The sequence below is a fragment of the Kutzneria sp. NPDC051319 genome (assembly GCF_040682195.1).
GTDB lineage: Bacteria > Actinomycetota > Actinomycetes > Mycobacteriales > Pseudonocardiaceae > Kutzneria.
Window position 1 is genome coordinate 1 of record NZ_JBFBAM010000114.1, and the last position, 20009, is coordinate 20009.

Sequence of the window (20009 nt, forward strand, 5' to 3'; positions counted from 1 at the left end):
GACCATTCCTCCACTCCGAGTGGAGGAATGGTCCCTTCCGAACTTCACAAAACGTGAGATCAGTTCGCGTGGAGGGCGGCGTTGAGCTCGATGCCCTGGCCCTTGCGGGCCTTGACCTCGACGACGCCGGTGGTGGAGTTGCGGATGAACAGCAGGCCGGACCGGCCGGCGAGCTCCAGGGCCTTGACCACCGAGCCGGAGGGCAGGGTGACCTTGGTGCCGGCGGTGACGTAGAGGCCGGACTCGACGACGCAGTCGTCGCCGAGGGGGATGCCGATGCCGGCGTTGGCCCCGATCAGGCAGCGCTCGCCGAGGGAGATGACCTCCTTGCCGCCGCCGGAGAGGGTGCCCATGATCGAGGCGCCGCCGCCGACGTCGGAGCCGTCGCCGACGACGACGCCGGCGGAGATGCGGCCCTCGACCATGGAGGTGCCGAGGGTGCCGGCGTTGAAGTTGACGAAGCCCTCGTGCATGACGGTGGTGCCGGCGGCCAGGTGCGCGCCGAGGCGGACGCGGTCGGCGTCGGCGATGCGGACGCCGCTGGGCAGCACGTAGTCGACCATGCGCGGGAACTTGTCCACGCCGTACACGGTGACGAGCCCGCGGGCGCGCAGCCGCAGCCGGGTGGCCTCGAAGTCGGCCACCGCGCACGGCCCGAAGTTGGTCCACACGACGTTGGCCAGCTTGCCGAAGATGCCGTCGAGGCTGAGGCCGTGCGGCTTGACCAGGCGGGACGAGAGCAGGTGCAGGCGGAGATACACGTCATGGGTGTCGACCGGCGCGGCGGACAGGTCCTCGATCACCGTCTCGACCCGGACCACGGTCACGCCACGGGCCTTGTCCTCGCCGAGCACGTCGGCGAAGTCGGGCTGGTCGGCGGCGGGGGAGTCGAGGGTCGGCGACGGGTACCAGGTGTCCAGGACGGTTCCGTCGGCGGCGATGGTGGCGAGGCCGGTGCCGTAAGCGCTGGTGGTCACGGCACAACGGTAACGTGCCGGTCGTGACGACAAGCCTGGACCTGACCGCCGATCCCGTCGAGCTGACCGCTGCCCTGGTGGACGTGCCGAGCGTCTCCGGCGACGAGGAAGCGCTGGCCACGGCCGTCAAAGCGGCGCTGGACAAGCAGGCCCCGCACCTGGAGATCAAGGTGTCCGGGAACACGGTGATGGCCCGCACGAACCTGGGTCGGCCGTCCCGCGTGGTCCTGGCCGGCCACCTCGACACGGTGTCGATCAACGACAATCTGCCGTTGCGCCGCACGGGTTCGGACGACGATCTTGTGCTGCACGGCTGCGGGGCCGTCGACATGAAGGGCGGCGACGCCGTCTTCCTGCACCTGGCCGCGACCATCGCCGAGCCGGTGCACGACCTCACCTTCATCTTCTACGACTGCGAGGAGATCGAGGCGACCCGCAACGGGCTGGGCCGCATCGAGCGGGAGCTGCCGGAGTGGCTGCTGGGCGACCTGGCCATCGTGGGCGAGCCGTCCAACGGCGTGATCGAGGCCGGCTGCCAGGGAACGCTGCGGATCGAGTTGCGCACCAAGGGAATCCGCGCCCACACGGCCCGGGCCTGGATGGGCGAGAACGCCATCCACGCCATGAGCGGGGCGCTGCACAAGCTGGACCTGTACGAGCCGCGGCAGGTGGACATCGACGGCTGCCACTACCGCGAGGGCCTGCAGGCGGTGAAGATCACCGGCGGCGTGGCCGGCAACGTGGTGCCGGACGAGTGCGTGCTGACGATCAACCACCGCTTCGCCCCGGACCGCAGCGCCGAGCAGGCGGTGGAACACCTTCGGCCGCTGTTCGAGGGCTACGAGCTGACCGTCGTCGACGCGGCCGAGGGCGCGCTGCCCGGTCTGTCCGCGCCGACGGCCCGCGAACTGGTCGAGGCCGCGGGCGGCACGCCCGTGGCCAAGCTGGGCTGGACGGACGTGGCGCGGTTCGCGGCGCTGGGCATTCCGGCGGTGAACTTCGGCCCGGGCGACCCGACGTTGGCCCATACCCAGCAGGAGAACGTGGCCGCCGAACAGATCGCGCGGTGCGAGCGGGTGCTGCGCCGCTTCCTGAGTAGGGTTTCATGATGAACGAGAACCAGGAGCAGCCGCTCAACGAGCGGCAGCGTGGGCCGGTGACGCTGCGCCGGGACCGCTCCAGCGACTCCACCACCACGGACCAGCGGCTGCTGGACTCCCGCGGCCCGTCCGACTGGGTGCACACCGACCCGTGGCGGGTGCTGCGGATCCAGGCCGAGTTCGTGGAGGGCTTCGGCGCGCTGGCCGAACTGCCCAAGGCCGTCACGGTGTTCGGCTCCGCCCGCACCAAGCAGGACCACCCGGACTACGAGACCGGCCGCAAGCTCGGCGGCGCGCTGGCCGAGGCCGGCTTCGCCGTGATCACCGGCGGCGGCCCGGGCTCGATGGAGGCGGTCAACCGCGGCGCCTCGGAGGCCGGTGGCTACTCCGTCGGGCTGGGCATCGAGCTGCCGTTCGAGCAGGGCCTGAACCCGTGGGTCGACCTCGGCGTCAACTTCCGCTACTTCTTCACCCGCAAGACCATGTTCATCAAGTACGCCCAGGCGATCATCTGCCTGCCCGGCGGCTTCGGCACCCTGGACGAGCTGTTCGAGGCGCTGACCCTGGTGCAGACCAAGAAGGTCACCAAGTTCCCGGTCGTCCTGTTTGGACGGTCCTACTGGCAGGGCCTCTACGACTGGCTACACGATTCGGTGGAAGGCGGCGGCAAGATCGGGGCCAAGGACATGAAGCTGCTACATCTGACGGACGACATCGACGACGCCGTCCGTGTGGTCCAGGACGCCTATCGGGCGTGGGAGCAGGTGCACTGATTCCCGACTTTCGGACCTGACGGCCGGCACGCGGCACCCCCTTGAATGGGCGGGGTCGGCTGATCAGGAGGGAAGCCATGGTGGGACGTTCGGTCAAGTCCGCGGGTGTGCTGGTGGTCGGGGCCGCGCTGGCGCTGGGTGGCGTCGTCGCCGCCCCCGCCGTCGCAGCGCCCGCCCCGGGCCAGCACAGCTTCAGTGCGGCGGCGCGGTCCTTCGTGGGCGCGGACACCGTGGAGCAGAAGGTGCAGCGAATGGAGGCCGCGCTGGCCGCGCTGCCCCGGCTGGCCACCGCCTACGACGTGAAGCCGTTGTGGGACAAGGGAACCGATGGCACGGGCATCACCGTGGCCACGCTGGTCTCCTTCGGTGACAAGGCCATCCAGTCGGTCATCGACTCCTACGACCAGCGCAACGGCCTGCCCAAGGCCAACGTGCAGATCCTCGAGCCGGTCGGCCACGTGCCCGGCTGCCGCGACTCCGGCGTGGACACCGCGACCTGCCAGTCCTGGGGCGGCGAGACCGACCTGGACGTGGAGATGATCCACACCCTGGCGCCGGGCGCGAAGATCGTCGTCATCGCCACGCCGGTGGCCGAGACCGAGGGCATCGACGGCCTGCCGGAGATGATGCGGGCGGTGGACTACGCGACCGCCAACAAGTCCGCGGACATCATCTCCATGAGCTTCGGCACGGCCGAGGACAACTTCGACTCCACCAGCCAGATCACCGGCCTGGACCCGTCTCTGCAGCGGGCCAGCGCCGCCGGCATCACGTTCACCGCCTCCTCCGGCGACTCCGGGGCCACCAACCACAAGAAGGCCGGCGGCTACTTCTCCACCCGCACCGCCAGCTGGCCGGCGGCCGACCCGAACGTGACCGCCGTCGGCGGCACGAACTCGGTGAGCGGCAAGCCGAACACCACGCTGTGGGCGGACTCCGGCGGCGGACTGTCCAAGGTGTACAACCGTCCGAGCTGGCAGGACAGCGTCTCGACGATCACCAAGAGCACCAAGCGGTCCTTCCCCGACGTGGCCATGGAGGGCACCAGCGGCACCTCCGAGTCCTCGCCGCTGTTCGCCGCCGTGCTGGCGCTGGCCGCGCAGGCCAAGGGCGGCCGCCTCGGCCAGGTCAACACCGCGCTCTACGGCGGCAAGGTCACCGGCTTCGTCGACGTGACCAGCGGCAACAACAGCTACAACGGTGTCACCGGCTACTCGGCGGCCAAGGGCTTCGACATCGTGTCCGGCTGGGGCACCCTCGACGCCGCCAAGTTCGTCCCGTCCCTGGTGGCAGCACTGCACTGAGCGTAATTCCCAACATGCAGGGAAGGACGCCTTACCCGCGTTCAACGAGGGTAAGGCGTCCTTCCCTGCATGAAAAACGGTGACTAGGAGTGATGATGCGGGGTAGAGGTCTGGCGGTTGTGGTGGGGGTGGCGTTAGCCGCGACCACGGTGGCGGCGGCGCCGGCGGAGGCGGGGCAGCAGCCGCGGGCGGCGCAGCAGGCGCACCACATGTTCAGCGCGGCGGCGGCGTCGTTCATCGGCGCGAGCACGGTGCAGCAGAAGGTGGATCGCCTCTCCGCGGCGGCGGCCGGGCTGCCGCGGCTGGCCAACGCGTACAACGCGCCGACGCTGTGGAACCAGGGCGTGACGGGTGCCGGGGCGACGGTGGCGACGCTGGTGTCCTACGGCGACGCGGACATCAAGGCCGTGATGGACGCCTACGACCAGCGCTACGGCCTGCCGCCGGCCGACATCTCGGTGATCACGCCGGCCGGCGCGGTGCCGGGCTGCGCGGATTCGGGCGTGGACACCGGCACCTGCCAGGGCTGGGGCGGCGAGACCGACCTGGACGTGGCCATGTTCCACACCATCGCACCGGCCGCGAAGATCGTCATCGTGGCCACGCCGATCGCCGAGACGCAGGGCTTCACCGGCCTGCCGGAGATGATGGCCGCGGTCGACTACGTGGCCAAGCACAAGCTGGTCGACGTCATCTCGATGAGCTTCGGCACGGCCGAGGACACCTTCCCGTCGGTCGACTCGGTCAAGAGCCTCGACCCGGCGCTGGAGCGGGCCAGCAGGGCCGGCATCACGCTGGTCGCCTCCTCGGGCGACTACGGCGCCACCAACCCGGTGCTCGTCGGCGAAGGCACGTTCCCCTACCGCGCGCCCAGCTGGCCGGGCTCCGACCCCAACGTCACCTCGCTCGGCGGCACGGTGCTGTCCACCGACGCCAACGGCAACCGGACCTCGCCCGACGCCCTGTGGCCTCGGTCCGGCGGCGGCGTCTCCAAGACCTACGCCCGGCCGTCCTGGCAGAACTCGGTGAAGTCCAGCACCGGCAGCAAGTTCCGCTCGTTCCCGGACATCACCATGGAGGGCATCCAGGGCACCTCGGAGTCGGCCCCGCTGTTCGCGGGTGTGCTGGCGCTGGCGGTGCAGGCCAACGGCGGGCACTCGCTGGGTCAGATCAACCCGGCGCTGTACGGGAAACTCGGCCCCAAGGCGGCCAAGTCCGGCATCGTCGACGTGACCAGCGGCGACAACAGCTACGGCGTGGTCACCGGCTACACCGCGGCGGCCGGCTTCGACACCGTGTCCGGCTGGGGCACGCTCGACGCCGCGAAGTTCGTGCCGGCGCTGGTGAAGGCCGTCAGGTAGCGCTATAAAGCCAGAAGGCGGGGGCTCCCGCGCCGGGGCCCCCGCCTTCCGCTGTTCCTAGCTGACCGGAACCGTCAGCGTGCCGGACAGCGAAACCGTGCTGCCGAGCTTGCTGGACGACAGGTAGCGCGGGTCGACGGTGTCGACGACCAGCGCGAGATGGTGCCCCGCCGGCACATTCCAGGCGATGGGCTCCAGACCGAGGTCGATGGTGCGGGCCACGCCCGGAGTCGCGCCCAGCACCGAGTACGGCTTGTGCGTGATCAGCGATCCGAGCCCCAGCGGACCCACGTCGTAGAGGTACGCGAACAGCGTCGTGTCGGCGGCGCTGGGCGTGACGGTCAACTGCGCGTGCGGTGTGCCGTTGACCTCAAAACCTTGGGTGGCAACGGGTCCCGACCACACGCCGGCCGCGGCCCGGGAGACCAGCGGCATCGAGACGCCGTTGGGAATGCCCAGGTAACCCTGCAGGATCCCGCTCACGAAGACGACTCCGCTGTCGGCGACGGTGTCCACTCCGGCCGCGAACTTGTTGCTGCTCAACGGAATCGTCTGCTGCTGCCACGGCCACGACTCGGAACCCTGCCAGCCGCCGCCGTTGGCCGGCTTGACCTGGATCGAGTGCTCCCGGTCGATGCCGTTGTCCACCCCGAGCAGGTAGTGGTCGAACCAGCGGTCGGCCGCGTCCCAGATCTCGTTGGGCAGGCCGGCCGCGCCGAAGACCTCGGGCGTGGCGTGATCGCCCGGGGTCAGCATCAGCCGCTTCGGGCCGGTCAGCTTGCCGAAGAAGTCGACGAGCTGGCTGGGCGGGAACAGCGAGTCCTCCCAGGCGTTCGCCATCATCACGGCGGTGCCGTGCTGGTTGATGGCGTCGACCTTGGTGGCGGCGGAGCGCACCGGGGCGATCGGCAGCGCGTCGGCGAACTTGCCGGCGAGATAGGCCTTTTCGGCGTTCTGGAGATCCGGTCCGGGTCGGCCGGTCAGGTGCCCGGCGGCCAGCAGCAGGTCGACGCCCGCCGCGCTGACCGTCTGGTTCGGATACAGCGAGGCGGCCAGGTCGGACCAGCCGCTCAGCGACACCGCGGCGCGGACCCGCGGGTCGGCGGCGGCGGTGAGCAGGCTGATGCCGGCCCCGTAGGAGATGCCGGCCATGCCGATACGCGACGGGTCGGCGTTCGTGTTGGCCAGCGCCCAGTCGATGACCTTGCTGGCGTCGGCCACGTCCTTGGGCCCGGCCACCTCGATCTGGCCGGCCGAGTCCCAGAAGCCGCGGGCGGTGTAGCTGACCACCACGTAGCCCGACTGGTACGCGAGTTTCGCGGCCGCGCCGACGTACTCGATGTCCAGCGCGCCCCAGCTGCTCGGCATGACCAGCAGCGGGAACGGCCCGTCACCGCGGCCGGTCGGCCGGATCACGAACGCGCCGAGCGGGTCGCCGCCGTCGCCGGGGATGGACTGATAGGTGGTGCTGAAGCCGGCGGCCGGGGCCGCCGCCGCGGTGCCCGACAGGCCGACCAGCGCTAGCAGCACAGCCAGCAGGGTCGCCATTGACCTGCGCACTTGCCCTCCAGAGTGACCTCGGTCACGACTTGGTTACTCGGCAGTAAACTTGGACCTACTCTGGAGTAGCAATGGACTGTGACATGCGTCACGGCCAAACGGCGGTATCACCACCCTGTGGTGACACCGCCATTCGGTCATGCGTCGAGCGTCATCGCTCAGTGGTTGCCGACGCCGCCGGAGTTGCCGCCGCCGACGGTGTTGCCGGAACCGCCGTTGCTGTTCCCGTTGCCGCCGTTGTTGTTGTCCCCGATGTTGTTGCCATTGCCGCCGATGTTGCCCTGGCCGGCGTTGTTTCCCCCACCGGAGTTGATATTGCCGCCGTTGTTGTTGCCCGGGTGCCAGCGGCGCGGTTCGAGCAGCGTCCGCTCCGACGTGATGGACGCCGGCACGACCACCCGGTGTGAACGGTGGTTGCCGATACCGCCGGAGTTGCCGCCGCCGACGGTGTTGCCGGAACCGCCGTTGCTGTTGCTGTTACCGCCGTTGTTGTTGTCGCCTATGTTGTTGCCGTTGCCGCCGACATTGCCGCTACCGGCGTTGTTGCCGGCGCCGCCGTTGTTGTTGCCGGGGCCACTGGAAAGGCTGCGGCCGAAATACGGGTTCTCCGGAAGGTTGACCGCGGCCGGGCTCACGCCGTGGCCGTTGCCCATGCCGCCCGAGTTGCCGCCGCCGACGGTGTTGCCCTCGCCGCCGTTGCTGTTCCCGTTTCCGCCGTTGTTGGCGGAACCGATGTTGTTGCCGTTGCCGCCGGTGTTCCCGGAACCGGAGTTGTTGCCGCCGCCGACATTGGTGTTGCCGGGACCGGCAACCGGCGCCGAGTCCGACCGGAGGAAGTCTGCGAAGGGGACCGAGGCCGCCTGGGCGAGCTTGGTCAGGCCGTTGTGCGCGCCGCCGGCGTTGCCGCCGCCGACCGTGTTGCCGGCCCCGCCGTTGCTGTTGCCGTTGCCGCCGTTGTTGTTGTCGCCGATGTTGTTGCCGTTGCCGCCCACATTTCCGCTACCGGCGTTGTTGCCGTTCCCGCCGTTGACGTTGCCGGTCGGCACCACGTTCTGGCTCAGGACATTGACGTTGGAAACGAGTGGCTGTTGGAAAAGAGGGTTGTCAGCCGGTGCCTCCGCCGCGAATGCCGGTGCCCCGATGACCAGCATTCCGGTGGCGGTGACCGCCACGACAAGTGCCTTCTTGGCCACGGTCTCTCCTTATTGATCTTGTGTTGTGCGCCGCGGCATCGAGCGGAAGTGCGCCCCCTCCAGCTCGTGGATCGCCTCGGCCCGACCGAGGCTAGCCCGGCAAACGGAGATCTCACGGGCCGTGCCCTCGTTCGGGTGGACCAATTTCCGGTAATCGGTATCACCCGGCGGTGTCGATTGACTAGGCCGAATGGGTAAAAGCGCGGGTGGGGGACCCGGGTGGAATACCCGGCCGGGGGACAACGGCGGACATGATCATCCGGCCGCGATTTGCCCTCTCTTCGACCCCTGTGGCATACAGGAAGGTCGCCGCGTTGTGGGAGCAGTTATTTGTTCCGGCAACAGTGATAGACATTACTCCAAACAGGTGGATCGGGCCCGTCGTGGCACGATGACCGTTGTGCGACCGTTGCGATTCGGGACCAGGCAGGTCGGCGCGGACCGCGCGCTGGTCATGGCCATCGTCAACCGGACGCGCGACTCCTTCTACGACCGCGGCGCCACCTTCGCGGTGGACGCCGCGATGGCCGCCGTGGACGTGGCCGTCGCCGACGGCGCGGACATCATCGACATCGGCGGCGTGCGCGCCGGCTCGCAGGGCGAGACCGTCGACGCCGCCGAGGAAGCCCGCCGCGTGGTCCCTTTCGTGGCGGCAGTTCGCGAGCGCCACCCGGACGTCGTGATCAGCGTGGACACCTGGCGGCACGAGGTCGCCGCCCAGGTCTGCCGCGAGGGCGCGGACCTGATCAACGACACCTGGGCCGGCGCGGACCCGCGGCTGGCCGAAATCGCGGCGGAGCACGGCGTCGGCATCGTCTGCTCGCACACCGGCGGCCTGCCGCCGCGCACCGATCCTTTCCGGCCGCGCTATCGGGACGTGGTGGCCGAGGTCGCCGAGGAACTCGCCGCCGCGGCGGAACGCATGGTGGCGCTGGGCGTGCCGGCCGACGGCGTGCTCATCGACCCGACCCACGACTTCGGCAAGAACACCTGGCACGGACTGGAACTGCTGCGCCGGGTGGACGAACTCGTCGGCACCGGATGGCCGGTGCTGATGGCGTTGTCCAACAAGGACTTCGTCGGTGAGACGTTGGGCGTCGGCCTGGAGGAGCGGGTCGACGGCACGCTGGCCGCCACCGCCGTCGCGGCCTGGAGCGGCGCTCGGGTGTTCCGTGCGCACCAGGTCAGGCAGACCCGGCAGGTGCTGGACATGGTCGCGAGCATCGCCGGCACCCGGCCGCCGGCTGCCGTGCTGCGGGCGCTGGCCTGATGCTGGCGGCCACCGAGCGGTGGTTCCGCGAGCGCACCTGGCAGGAACCCGGGTGGACGGTGCCGGAGCTGGTGCGCGCCAAGGGTGATCGCACCGTGAGCGTGGTGCTGCCCGCATTGGACGAAGAGGGGACGGTCGGCCGTGTGGTGGCCGCCGTTCGGCCGCTGCTGGGCTCGCTGGTGGACGAACTGGTCGTGATCGACTCCGGTTCGACCGACCGGACCGTCGAACAGGCGCGAGCCGCCGGCGCGCGGGTGGTGCTGCGCACCGATGTCCTGCCCGAGCTGGAACCGTTACCGGGCAAGGGAGAAGTCCTCTGGCGCTCGCTGGCCGCGACCACCGGGGACCTTGTCGTGTTCCTCGACTCCGACCTCGTCGACCCGGATCCGGCCTTCGTGCCGGCGCTGCTCGGCCCGCTGCTGACCGACGCGGGAGTGCACCTGGTCAAGGGTTTCTACCGCCGTCCGCTGCGGCTGGAGAGCACCGGCGGCGGCCGGGTCACCGAGCTGCTGGCCCGCCCGGTGATCGCGGCGCTGCGGCCGGAACTGTCCGGCGTGGTGCAACCGCTCGGCGGTGAGTACGCCGCCACGCGCGAACTTCTGGAGTCCGTGCCCTTCGCCGCCGGCTACGGCGTGGAGATCGGGCTGCTGATCGACACGCACGCCCTGTACGGACTGGACGGCCTGGCCCAGGTGAACCTGGGCGTGCGCAAGCACCGGAACCGGTCGCTGTCGCAGCTGGGCGCGATGGCCAGCCAGATTCTCGGCACGGCACTGGCCCGATGTGGTAGTGACGTCGGCGAGGCCACCGTGCTCACGCAGTTCGTGCAGGTGGACGGCGAATGGCTGCCGGATCCGACCACCGTGTCGACCGCCGACCGGCCGCCGATGCGGACCCTGCGCGGGCCCGGCGGGCGGGTTTCGGACGACCCCCGTGCACGGGTGGCCCCGGACGTGCCACGATCGAAGGCGTGACCACCGTACTCATCTACCTCGTCGTGATGGCCGTGGTGGCCGGCGTGGTGTTCCTGGCCGCGTCGCTGGTGTTCGGCCGCGGCGAGGAGCTCGCCCCGCTGCCGCCGGGCGCGTCGCCGACGCGGCTGCCCGCCGACGCGGTCACCGAGCAGGACGTCCAGGACCTGCGCTTCCAGCAGGTGTTCCGCGGCTACAAGATGTCCGAGGTCGACTGGGCCCTTGACCGTCTCGGCCGCGAGGTGACCGAGCTGCGGGCCAGGGTGGCGGAGCTGGAGGAGCGGCTGTCGGTGGAGGAGAACGCCCGGTGACCACACCGGTCCGCTGCCCGTGGGGTGACTCCACACAGGACTACCAGCGCTATCACGACGAGGAGTGGGGCGTCGAACTGCGCGGTGTGCCCGAGATGTTCGAGCGGCTCAGCCTGGAGGGCTTCCAGTCGGGCCTGTCGTGGATCACCATCCTGCGCAAGCGCGAGGCGTTCCGGGCCGCTTTCGATCATTTTGATCCGAAGAAGGTTGCCGCCTACGACGAGGCCGACGTGGAGCGGCTGATGGCCGACACCGGCATCGTGCGCAACCGGCAGAAGATCACCGCCGCCGTCCGCAACGCCGGCGTGGTCAACGGTCTGGACCAGCCGCTGGACGACCTGCTGTGGTCGTTCGCGCCGACCGGCCGCCGCCGTCGCCCGCGCACCGTCGCCGACGTGCCGGCGGTCACGCCCGAGTCGACGGCGATGGCCAAGGCCTTGCGCAAGCTCGGGTTCGCCTTCGTCGGGCCCACCACGTGCTACGCGCTGATGCAGGCCACCGGCATGGTCGACGACCACATCGCCGCCTGTTGGCGGGCCCGCCGCTGACCGTCCACAGCGGACATCCGAGGGTGCGTGCAGGGGTGCGCGCGTGGGCCCGTACGGGCGCCGCCCGGCGTGCCGCCTCGGCGGCAGGGGGCCTGACTTGCCAAGATGGTGCCGGCGGCGTGCGGCCGAAAAGATCGGTTCGGTTTCACGCCCGATGGCGGATGGGGGAGAATGGACGTGACCCGACAGGCTGGGAGGCGGTCGGGCCGAGCTGGACAGATGGAGGGAGCACGCTATGGCGGCCATGAAGCCCAGGACCGGCGACGGTCCCCTTGAGGTCACCAAGGAGGGGCGAGGCATCGTGATGCGGGTGCCCCTCGAAGGTGGTGGGCGCCTCGTCGTCGAGATGTCGGCGGAGGAGGCGAGCGAACTGGGCGATGCCCTCAAGGGCGTCGTGGGCTAGACGCCGCCCCCGCGTGCTGTGCCCCGAGCCCCGGTTTCCCACGTGGAGCCGGGGCAGAATTCGTTTCCCTGCTGGAGGTTCTCCGTGCGCTCGACGGCGCCCGCCGTGCCAACCCCGTTGCCCGCGATCGAGGTCGCCGCGGCCCCGCGTCGCAGCCTCCCGGCGGTGGTGATCGTCGCCGACGGCCCGGCCTACGGGCCGGGGCGTGACCGCCTCGACGACACCGCGCTGGCCGCCTTCGAGCCCACCGGCAAGACCGGCGAGGTCCGTCCGGTCGGCTCCGCCTGGATCCTCGGGGTCGGCGACGGCGCCGCCAAGGACTGGCGGTCCGCCGGCGCCGCGCTGGTCCGTGCGGCCGACGAGCGGGAGCTCGCCCGCTACCAGGTGCTGCTGCCCGAGGACGTCACCGCCGAGCAGGCCGGCGCGTTCGCGCTGGGCCTCGCGCTGGGCGGTTACCGGTTCAAGGTCACCGGCGACACGCCGGACGCCCGCACGAAGTCAGTGCTGCTCGTCACATCCGCTCCGGTGGCCGACGCCGTGGCCGAGGCGCTGGTCCTCGCCGCCGCGACCGCGTTGACCCGGGACCTCGCCAACACGCCGTCCAATGTGAAGGATCCGGCCTGGCTGGCCGGTACCGCCGCGCGGCTGGCCGAGGGCGTTACCGGGCTGACCGCCGCCGTCCGTGACGAGAAGTGGCTGGCCGAGCAGGGCTTCGGCGGCGTGCTGGCCGTCGGCGGCGGCTCCGCGCGGCCGCCTCGGTTCGTAGAGTTGACGTGGCGTCCACGTGGCTCGGCCAAGGCGCCGCATCTGGTGTTCGTGGGCAAGGGCATCACCTTCGACACCGGCGGCATCTCGATCAAGCCCGCCGACGGCATGCACCTGATGCGCACCGACATGGCCGGCGGGGCCGCGGTGATCGCCGCCCTGCTTGCGGTGGCCGCACTGAAACTGCCCCTTCGCGTCACCGGTCTCGTGCCGTGCGCGGAAAACCACGTGTCCGGCACCGCCTACCGCCCCGGCGACGTGGTCACCCACTACGGCGGCAAGACCACCGAGGTCGCCAACACCGACGCCGAGGGCCGCATGGTCCTGGCCGACGCCATGACCTGGGCCGTGCGCAAGCACTCCCCGGACGTGCTGGTCGACGTCGCCACCCTCACCGGCGCCATGAAGGTGTCGCTGGGCGTGCGCACCGGCGGCCTGTTCGCCACCACCGACTCCCTCGCCGAGCAGCTGATCACCGCCGGCTCCGAGGTCGGCGAGGCGCACTGGCGCATGCCGCTGTTGGAGGACCTCGCCGACTCCGTGCGTAGCGACATCGCCGACGTCAAGCAGGCCCCCGGCGGCCCCGGCGCCATCGCCGCCGCCCTCTTCCTGCGCGAGTTCAGCGGCCAGCTGCCCTGGGCCCACCTCGACATCGCCGGCCCCGCCCGCTCCGAGTCCACCCACGACGAGGTCGTCCCCGGCGCCACCGGCTTCGCGGCGCGCACCCTGGTGAGATTCGCGCAGAACTACGCCTGACACCCCCTCTTCTGCCACATGCGCTTCCTATGTGGCATCTGGCACCACATAGGAAGCGCATGTGACAAACAAGGGGGGTGCCGGCGTCACGCTGTGACGAAGGCGCGGAAGAGCTCCACGGCGGGCGGCAGGGGCACGGCGGCCGACCAGACCAGGCCGATGGTGCGGCTGGCCGACGGGGTGAGCGCCAGCTCGACGACGCCGTTCAACGCGGTGTCGGACTGCGGCAGCAGGGCGACGCCGAGACCGGCGGCGACGAGACCGCGCACCGTGTCGACCTCCTCGCCCTCGAAGGCCAGCACGGGCAGGAAGCCGGCCTGCTGGCAGAGGCCGTCGGTGATGCGGCGCAGGCCGTAGCCGGCCTTCATGCCGACGAACTGCTCCTCGGCCACATCAGCCAGCCGCACTCGGCGCCGGTCGGCCAGCGAATGCCCGGTCGGCACGGTCAGCAGCAGCGGCTGCTCATACAGCGGCTGGCACCCCAGGTCAGCCTGGCCGACCGGCAGCGGAGCGGTCAACGCCAGGTCGACGTCGCCGGCCCGAACCCGGGTCAGCATCTCCTCGTGCGCGGCCTGCTCCAGGGCGAACTGCACCTTGGGGTGCTCGGTGCGGAAGGCCCGCAGCAACTCCGGCACCCGCACGCCGCCCATGGTGTGCAGGAAGGCCAGCACCACCTGCCCGCGCTCCGGATCGGCCTCGCCGATGGCCCGGCGACAGCCCGCCTCCAGCACGCCCAGCGCCTGCTCGGCGGCCTCGGCCAGGATCTGTCCGGCCCGCGTCAGCCGCACGCCCCGCCCGTTGCGGACGATCACGGGCGTGCCCAGCTCGGCGCTGAGCGTGGCCAGCCAGCGGCTGACCGTCGGCTGCGGCACGCCCAGGCGGTCGGCCGCCCGCGTGACGTGCTGCTCGGCGGCGAGCGCCCGCAGCAGGGCGAGCCTGGGGGCCAGTCCCGCGGCGAGCTGCTCGTGCGTCATCCGAAGTCCAGGGGCAGGTCGATCGCGCCGGTGGCGGTCAGGTCCACGCGCCCGAGGGCGGACACCTGGACGGAACCGACGCTCACACCGATCTTCACCGACTTGACGTCGGCCGGCACCTCGAACACCAGTGCGGCCGGCAGCAGGTCGCCGTCGTAGCGGACACCGACCAGCTTGGCCTTGGAGCCATCGGGCAGCGTCATGGCGAAGGAGTTCTTGGTGACCGGGCCGCCCATGATCGCCGGCAGCTGGCCGGTCGTCTTGATCGCCACCTCCAGCAGCGCCTTGCCGTCGGTGGTCTCGGTGACCAGCTGGTAGTCGCCGCTGTCCAGCTTGATCGGCCGCTGCCGGCCCAGCCGCACGCCGGTCACGGTCAGCTCGGCCGCGTGATCGCCGGCCGGCAGGCCGCCGTAGGGGACGATCGTCCTGGCCACGAACTTCTGGGTGGCGTTGGCCGGCACCCTGCTCACGCCGCTGGCCGTCGCCAGCGAGGCCGGGGCCTTGGCCGCGCGCTTGCCGTCCGGGATCCGCACCGGCTGCTCCAGCGAGTTCGCGCCGACGCTGCCGAGGATCAGCGACTCCCCCGGCTCCGCCTTGTCCGGCACGGCGTAGATCAGGAACACGTCCCCGGAGTCGGGCAGCCGGTCCGGCGACAGCACCGTCCGACGGCCCTCGACCACCAGCGACAGTGTCGACTGCTGCGGATGCCAGCCCGTCCACTGCTGTGCCGAGAACGCGGGGTCGGTCTTGCCCGAGCGCTCCACGTGCAGGCGCAGCACCCGCAGTTGGGTGCCCTTGCCCGGGATGAGGGTCGCGCCGTCGCCGATCGGGAAGCTGCTCGGCCGGCCGTAGCCGGTGGCGTTCACCGCGAGCAGGTCGTCGTGCACGCGCAGGGTTGCCGGGTCGGTGAGGCCGAGATCGGCGTTCGACTTGTGCTCGGTGTCGGTAAGCACGGCCACGAAGTTGGCGCTGGCAGTGCGGTTGACCACGGCCTTCGGGCTCGTGGTGGTGCCGTCCGCGCGGATCAGGCTGTCGCTGACCGGCGTGCTGCGATTGCCCGGGAGCGGCACGTCCGGCGGCTGCACCTGGAGCTGGATCTGGGTGTCGTTCTCGCCGGTCTTCTTCATGGCGATCGGGACCCAGGCGTTGGTCGGCGGGCTGCCCGGCACCTGCACCGGGCCGCACCACAGCCGCTCGTCCACCGAGCCGGACAGCCCGAGCTGGGCGAACCAGCAGCGCGGCAGCCCGGTCCCGGACGGCGAGACGTAGCCGAAGCCGACCGTGTAGGCCAACTCCCGTTCCCCCTCGGCCTCCAGGCGCGCCGGATCAACGATCTGCTTGCCCCCGATGGTCAGGGTCGCCGTACCTGACGCGCCCGCATGGGACGTCGAACAGGCGGCCGCGCCCAGCAGCAGCGCGCCCGCCGACAGCAGGATCGCGGCACGGCCCCCAGGCCCGTGCACGGTGAGTGACACCCGTCCTCCGATAGCTCGATCAAAGTCGCTCTATCGGGTAAAGGTGGCCGGCGCGGGTCCCGGGTTGCCGTGACTAAAGGTGACCTAAATCACACTGCGGTAGACGTCGACCGTCTGCGCCGCCACGCCGCCCCACGAAAACTCCCGAACTGCCCGGTCACGGCCCGCGCGGCCCATCTCCGCCGCCCGCGCCGGATCGGCCAGCACCCGCGAGATCGCCGCCGCCAGATCCGTGCGGAACGTCTCGATGTCGGCCTCGTCGTAGTGCACCAGCAGCCCGGTGACGCCGTCGTCCACGACCTCCGGGATGCCGCCCACGTCCGACGCGACGACCGCGGTGCCGCAGGCCATGGCCTCCAGGTTCACGATGCCCAGCGGCTCGTACACCGACGGGCAGACAAAAACCGTGGCGTGGCTGAGCACCTGCTTGACCTCTTCGGTCGGCAGCATCTCCTGGATCCAGAACACGCCCGGGCGGGCCTTGGCCAGCTCGGCCACCGCCGCCTCGGTCTCCGCGGCGATCTCCGGCGTGTCCGGCGCGCCCGCGCACAGCACCAGCTGGGCGTCCCCGGCGATCCGGTGCGCCGCCGCGACCAGGTGCCCGACGCCCTTCTGCCGGGTGATCCGGCCCACGAACGCCACTATCGGCTTCGCCGGGTCGATCCCGTGCTTGGTCAGCGCGTCGGTGCCGGTCACGGACTCGTAGAGCGTCGTGTCGATCCCGTTGCGGACAACGTGCACCCGGGCCGGGTCCAGCGCCGGATAGCAGTCCAGGACGTCGGCCCGCATGCCGTCGCTGACCGCGATGATCGCGTCCGCCGACTCGTAGGCCGTGCGCTCCACCCAGGACGACAACCGGTAGCCCCCACCGAGCTGTTCGGCCTTCCACGGCCGCCTCGGCTCCAACGAGTGGGCCGTGATCACGTGCGGCACGCCGTGCAGGATCTTCGCCACATGACCGGCGAAGTTGGCGTACCACGTATGTGAATGCACGAGGTCCACGCCCTCCACCGCGGCCGTGATCTCCAGGTCGACGGACAGCGTGGACAGTGCCGGGTTCGCGTCCCTGAGGCTCGGCGCCGGCTGGTGGGCGGTCGCATCCGGCCGCTCACCACCGAAACAGTGCACGTCGACGTCGACGATCTCGCGCAGCCTTGGCACGAGGAAGCCGACGTGGACGCCTGCCCCGCCGTACACCTCGGGCGGGTACTCGCGTGTCAGTAATCCGATCCGCACAGCTGACAACCTAGTGCCCGGCGGATAGGGTCACTGATCGTGAAGGGCCAGCCCCACGTTCTGGGAATCGTGCTCGCCGGCGGTGAGGGCAAGCGGTTGTGGCCCCTGACCGCGGACCGGGCCAAACCTGCGGTGCCGTTCGGCGGCAACTACAGACTTATCGACTTCGTGCTGTCCAACCTCGTCAACGCCGGCATGTCCAAGCTGTGCGTGCTGACCCAGTACAAGTCGCACTCGTTGGACCGCCACATCTCCACCACCTGGCGGCTGTCCAGTGTGCTCGGGCAGTACATCACCCCCGTGCCGGCGCAACAGCGGCTCGGGCCACGCTGGTACACCGGCAGCGCCGACGCGATCTTCCAGTCGCTCAACCTCGTGCACGACGAGAAACCCGACTACATCGTCGTCTTCGGCGCCGACCACGTGTACCGGATGGACCCGGGGCAGATGGTCGAGCAGCACATCGAATCCGGCTGCGGGGTCACCGTCGCCGGCATCCGGGTGCCGCGGGCCGAGGCCAAGGCCTTCGGCTGCATCGACTCCGACGCCGACGGCCGGATCACCCGGTTCCTGGAGAAGCCGGCCGATCCGCCGCACGTGCCCGACGACCCCGACGTGACCTTCGCGTCCATGGGCAACTACGTGTTCACCACCGAGGCGCTGCTCGACGCGTTGCGCACCGACGCCGCCGACCCCGACTCCGACCACGACATGGGCGGCAACATCATCCCCATGCTGGTCGACGCCGGCAGCGCCTACGTCTACGACTTCGACGACAACGTCGTGCCCGGCGCCACCGAGCGGGACCGCGGCTACTGGCGGGACGTCGGGACCCTCGACGCCTACTACGACGCCCACATGGACCTCGTGTCCGTGCACCCGGTGTTCAACCTCTACAACCAGGCGTGGCCCATCCGCACCGCCACCCCGCCCCTGCCGCCGGCCAAGTTCGTCAACGGCGGCATGGCCGTGGAGTCCATCGTCGGGCCCGGCTCGATCATCTCCGGCGCCACCGTGCGGGAGTCCGTGGTCAGCTCCGACGTCGTCGTCGAGTCCGGCGCCATCGTCGAGGGCAGCGTCCTGCTACCCGGCGTCCGCATCGGCAAGGGCGCCGTGGTGCGCAAGGCCATCCTCGACAAGAACGTCGTCGTCACCGACGGCGCCATGGTCGGCGTCGACCGCGCGTACGACCTGGAGCACTACACCGTCAGCGCGAGTGGAGTCGTCGTGCTCGGCAAGGGAGCGCGCGCCGAGTAGTCCTGTTTCATCTGACCGCCGTGGACGGCGCGGGTCTTTTCGACCCAGCCGGCCACGGCGTCACCGTGCGATGGCTCGGAACCGGCGGCTTTTTGCCACATGCGCTTCCTATGTGGCATCTGGCGTCACATGGGAAGCGCATGTGGCTCACGGCTGGAGGAGCTCCAGGTCGGCCAGCAGGCTGGGGTGCTTGGGCTGCCAGCCGAGGGCCTGCTGGGTGTGGGCGCTGGACGAGGGCTGGTCGTTGGCGAAGATCAGCCCGAGTGGGCCGTAGGTCTCGACGGGGACGGAGGCGACCGGCAGGCCCAGGCGGCGGCCGATGACGGCGGCGATGTCCCGCACCTGATCACCCTCGTCGGCCACGGCGTGCCAGGCGGTGCCGGCGGGAGCCTGCTCCAGGGCGAGCCGGAAGAGGACGGCGGCGTCGAGGGCGTGCACGGCGGGCCAGCGCTGGGAGCCGTCGCCGGGGTAGCCGGAGACGCCGGTCTGACGGGCGATGCCGGTCAGGACGCCGGCGAAGCCGCCCTGGCCCTCGTTGTGGACGGTGCGGGGCAGGCGCACGGCGGAGCTGCGAACGCCCCGTGACGCCAGGTCGAGAACGGCCGTGACGGCGCGACCACGGCCGCCGACGGGACCATCGGTGGGCACGACGTCGGCCTCGGTGGAGAGGCGGCCGGTCACCCATGGCGTGCCGGAGCAGGTGACGAAAGGCCGGTCGCTGCCGATCAGCGCCTCGCCCATGGCGGCGAGGGCCGCCCCCTCCTCCTCGATCGACTGGGTGAGGGCGTCGATGCTGCTGAAGTCGTTGCTGAAGGCCAGGTGGATCACGCCGTCGGCCTGGGCGACGCCGGAACGCAGGGCGTCCAGGTCGGACAGGCCACCGCGGACGGGCTCGGCGCCGGCGGCCAGGGCAGCCTGCGCGGACGCGTCGGAGCGGGCGAGCGCGAGGACGGAATGGCCGTTGTTCAGGAGCTCGGTGACGACGGCGGAGCCGATGAGACCGGTGCCGCCGGTGACAAAAACGCGCATGAGATGCTCCCGCAGTGATGGGACTCTTGTCCCGTCACGCTAGCACGGTGATGGGGCAAGAGTCCCGTCGCCTATGATGGGCGCCATGGGCCGATGGGAACCGGGGGCGCGGGAACGCCTGGTCGTGGCGGCCGTCGACCTGTTCACCGAGCAGGGCTACGACGCCACCACGGTCGCCCAGATCGCCGAGCGCGCGGGCGTCACGAAGAGCACCTTCTTCCGGCACTTCCCGGACAAGCGCGAGCTGCTGGTGGCCGGGCAGGAGTCGCTGAGCCGGCTGCTGACCGAGGGCATCGAGCAAGCCCCGGCCGAGGCCAGCCCGCTCGAGCTCGTGGCGGCCGCGCTGACCAGGGCGTCGAGCATGATGGGCCCGATGAACCGCGAGCTCGGGCCACGCCTGAAGGCCGCCGTCGCCGCCAGCGCCGAACTCCAGGAACGGGACGCCCTCAAGAGCGTCAGCCTCGCCGCCGCCATGACCGCTGCCCTGGTGGCCCGCGGCGTGCCCGACGCGACCGCGGCGCTGGCCGGTGAGCTGGGGGTTCTGGCCTTCAAGCGCGGGTACGCGGCGTGGTCGGACAGCGGTGACGACGACCTCGCCCCGCACGCCCTACAGGCGCTGGGCGAGCTCCGAGCGGCGAGCTTGTCGCTGGGCTAGCTGTACTGACTCGTGAGGTTAGGAACGCGGCTGGCTGGCGGTAGGCCGTTGAGTGCGGTGTGGCCGCGGTGGTGATTGTAGGTGTGGAGCC

The 20009-nt window shown here is 70.8% G+C and carries 19 protein-coding genes; 12 read left to right on the forward strand and 7 right to left on the reverse strand.

The genetic code is table 11. The features are described 5' to 3' along the window. Nucleotides 1-59: 59 nt before the first annotated feature. Entirely contained in the window at nt 60-977 is a 918-nt protein-coding gene (gene dapD / locus AB0M73_RS47275) for a 2,3,4,5-tetrahydropyridine-2,6-dicarboxylate N-succinyltransferase (RefSeq protein WP_363906344.1), read from the reverse strand. A gap of 23 nt (nt 978-1000) precedes the next feature. On the opposite strand from dapD, the gene dapE reads away from it, so the two are divergent. The 4 genes from dapE (at nt 1001) to AB0M73_RS47295 (ending at nt 5515) form a co-directional block, all read left to right on the forward strand. Beyond that, nucleotides 1001-2086 carry a succinyl-diaminopimelate desuccinylase gene (gene dapE, locus AB0M73_RS47280; RefSeq protein ID WP_363906346.1) on the forward strand — a complete coding sequence of 362 codons (1086 nt, stop codon included), beginning with the start codon at nt 1001-1003 and terminating at the stop codon, nt 2084-2086. Then, on the forward strand, nt 2086-2850 hold the full coding sequence (locus AB0M73_RS47285; protein ID WP_043719103.1) for a TIGR00730 family Rossman fold protein: 765 nt from the start codon (nt 2086-2088) through the stop codon (nt 2848-2850). Before dapE ends, AB0M73_RS47285 begins: the two co-directional genes overlap by 1 nt. Nucleotides 2851-2927: 77 nt before the next feature. Beyond that, a complete protein-coding gene (locus AB0M73_RS47290) occupies nt 2928-4154 on the forward strand; it encodes a S53 family peptidase (RefSeq protein WP_363906348.1) in 1227 nt (408 codons plus the stop codon). 95 nt (nt 4155-4249) lie between these two features. Further along, entirely contained in the window at nt 4250-5515 is a 1266-nt protein-coding gene (locus AB0M73_RS47295) for a S53 family peptidase (RefSeq protein ID WP_363906350.1), read from the forward strand. 57 nt (nt 5516-5572) lie between these two features. Here the strand turns inward: AB0M73_RS47295 and AB0M73_RS47300 are convergent, their stop codons facing one another. Both AB0M73_RS47300 and AB0M73_RS47305 read right to left on the reverse strand, forming a co-directional pair. Beyond that, nucleotides 5573-7075: a CocE/NonD family hydrolase gene (locus tag AB0M73_RS47300; protein ID WP_363906352.1), complete on the reverse strand. Its 1503-nt coding sequence runs from the start codon at nt 7073-7075 to the stop codon at nt 5573-5575. 158 nt (nt 7076-7233) lie between these two features. Beyond that, nucleotides 7234-8268 carry a hypothetical protein gene (locus AB0M73_RS47305; RefSeq protein WP_363906354.1) on the reverse strand — a complete coding sequence of 345 codons (1035 nt, stop codon included), beginning with the start codon at nt 8266-8268 and terminating at the stop codon, nt 7234-7236. Between the two features lie 391 nt (nt 8269-8659). Here AB0M73_RS47305 and folP point away from each other — a divergent pair, with 391 nt between their 5' ends. The 6 genes from folP to AB0M73_RS47335 all read left to right on the forward strand — a co-directional run bounded on the left by folP (nt 8660) and on the right by AB0M73_RS47335 (nt 13292). Then, nucleotides 8660-9538, forward strand: coding sequence for a dihydropteroate synthase (gene folP / locus AB0M73_RS47310; RefSeq protein WP_363906356.1), 879 nt, complete (start codon nt 8660-8662; stop codon nt 9536-9538). Then, a complete protein-coding gene (locus tag AB0M73_RS47315) occupies nt 9538-10512 on the forward strand; it encodes a glucosyl-3-phosphoglycerate synthase (protein WP_363906358.1) in 975 nt (324 codons plus the stop codon). The genes folP and AB0M73_RS47315 overlap by 1 nt, the downstream gene beginning before the upstream one ends. Next, nucleotides 10509-10820, forward strand: coding sequence for a DivIVA domain-containing protein (locus tag AB0M73_RS47320; protein WP_043719096.1), 312 nt, complete (start codon nt 10509-10511; stop codon nt 10818-10820). Before AB0M73_RS47315 ends, AB0M73_RS47320 begins: the two co-directional genes overlap by 4 nt. Further along, nucleotides 10817-11368 carry a DNA-3-methyladenine glycosylase I gene (locus AB0M73_RS47325; RefSeq protein ID WP_363906361.1) on the forward strand — a complete coding sequence of 184 codons (552 nt, stop codon included), beginning with the start codon at nt 10817-10819 and terminating at the stop codon, nt 11366-11368. Before AB0M73_RS47320 ends, AB0M73_RS47325 begins: the two co-directional genes overlap by 4 nt. Nucleotides 11369-11603: 235 nt before the next feature. Continuing rightward, a complete protein-coding gene (locus AB0M73_RS47330; protein WP_084579640.1) occupies nt 11604-11771 on the forward strand; it encodes a DUF3117 domain-containing protein in 168 nt (55 codons plus the stop codon). Between the two features lie 84 nt (nt 11772-11855). Continuing rightward, on the forward strand, nt 11856-13292 hold the full coding sequence (locus AB0M73_RS47335; RefSeq protein ID WP_363906363.1) for a leucyl aminopeptidase family protein: 1437 nt from the start codon (nt 11856-11858) through the stop codon (nt 13290-13292). 86 nt (nt 13293-13378) lie between these two features. On the opposite strand, the gene AB0M73_RS47340 is transcribed toward AB0M73_RS47335, so the two are convergent. The 3 genes from AB0M73_RS47340 to glgA form a co-directional block, all read right to left on the reverse strand. Next, nucleotides 13379-14266: a LysR family transcriptional regulator gene (locus tag AB0M73_RS47340; protein WP_363906365.1), complete on the reverse strand. Its 888-nt coding sequence runs from the start codon at nt 14264-14266 to the stop codon at nt 13379-13381. Further along, nucleotides 14263-15741: a hypothetical protein gene (locus AB0M73_RS47345; RefSeq protein WP_363906367.1), complete on the reverse strand. Its 1479-nt coding sequence runs from the start codon at nt 15739-15741 to the stop codon at nt 14263-14265. The genes AB0M73_RS47340 and AB0M73_RS47345 overlap by 4 nt, the downstream gene beginning before the upstream one ends. A gap of 84 nt (nt 15742-15825) precedes the next feature. After that, on the reverse strand, nt 15826-16977 hold the full coding sequence (glgA, locus tag AB0M73_RS47350; protein WP_363906369.1) for a glycogen synthase: 1152 nt from the start codon (nt 16975-16977) through the stop codon (nt 15826-15828). Between the two features lie 39 nt (nt 16978-17016). Here glgA and glgC point away from each other — a divergent pair, with 39 nt between their 5' ends. Next, entirely contained in the window at nt 17017-18234 is a 1218-nt protein-coding gene (gene glgC / locus AB0M73_RS47355; RefSeq protein WP_043719088.1) for a glucose-1-phosphate adenylyltransferase, read from the forward strand. A gap of 147 nt (nt 18235-18381) precedes the next feature. Here glgC and AB0M73_RS47360 read toward each other — a convergent pair whose 3' ends face one another. Beyond that, nucleotides 18382-19263, reverse strand: coding sequence for an SDR family oxidoreductase (locus AB0M73_RS47360; protein WP_363906371.1), 882 nt, complete (start codon nt 19261-19263; stop codon nt 18382-18384). Between the two features lie 85 nt (nt 19264-19348). Here AB0M73_RS47360 and AB0M73_RS47365 point away from each other — a divergent pair, with 85 nt between their 5' ends. Continuing rightward, on the forward strand, nt 19349-19918 hold the full coding sequence (locus tag AB0M73_RS47365) for a helix-turn-helix domain-containing protein (protein ID WP_363906373.1): 570 nt from the start codon (nt 19349-19351) through the stop codon (nt 19916-19918). Nucleotides 19919-20009 lie beyond the last annotated feature (91 nt).

Coding starts and splice junctions, on each gene's coding strand:
- AB0M73_RS47365 (WP_363906373.1), top strand. CDS start 19,349: ATGGGCCGATGGGAACCGGGGGCGCGGGAACGCCTGGTCGTGGCGGCC.
- AB0M73_RS47340 (WP_363906365.1), bottom strand. CDS start 14,266: ATGACGCACGAGCAGCTCGCCGCGGGACTGGCCCCCAGGCTCGCCCTG.
- folP (WP_363906356.1), top strand. CDS start 8,660: ATGACCGTTGTGCGACCGTTGCGATTCGGGACCAGGCAGGTCGGCGCG.
- AB0M73_RS47360 (WP_363906371.1), bottom strand. CDS start 19,263: ATGCGCGTTTTTGTCACCGGCGGCACCGGTCTCATCGGCTCCGCCGTC.
- AB0M73_RS47330 (WP_084579640.1), top strand. CDS start 11,604: ATGGCGGCCATGAAGCCCAGGACCGGCGACGGTCCCCTTGAGGTCACC.
- AB0M73_RS47290 (WP_363906348.1), top strand. CDS start 2,928: ATGGTGGGACGTTCGGTCAAGTCCGCGGGTGTGCTGGTGGTCGGGGCC.
- AB0M73_RS47315 (WP_363906358.1), top strand. CDS start 9,538: ATGCTGGCGGCCACCGAGCGGTGGTTCCGCGAGCGCACCTGGCAGGAA.
- AB0M73_RS47295 (WP_363906350.1), top strand. CDS start 4,250: ATGCGGGGTAGAGGTCTGGCGGTTGTGGTGGGGGTGGCGTTAGCCGCG.
- AB0M73_RS47285 (WP_043719103.1), top strand. CDS start 2,086: ATGAACGAGAACCAGGAGCAGCCGCTCAACGAGCGGCAGCGTGGGCCG.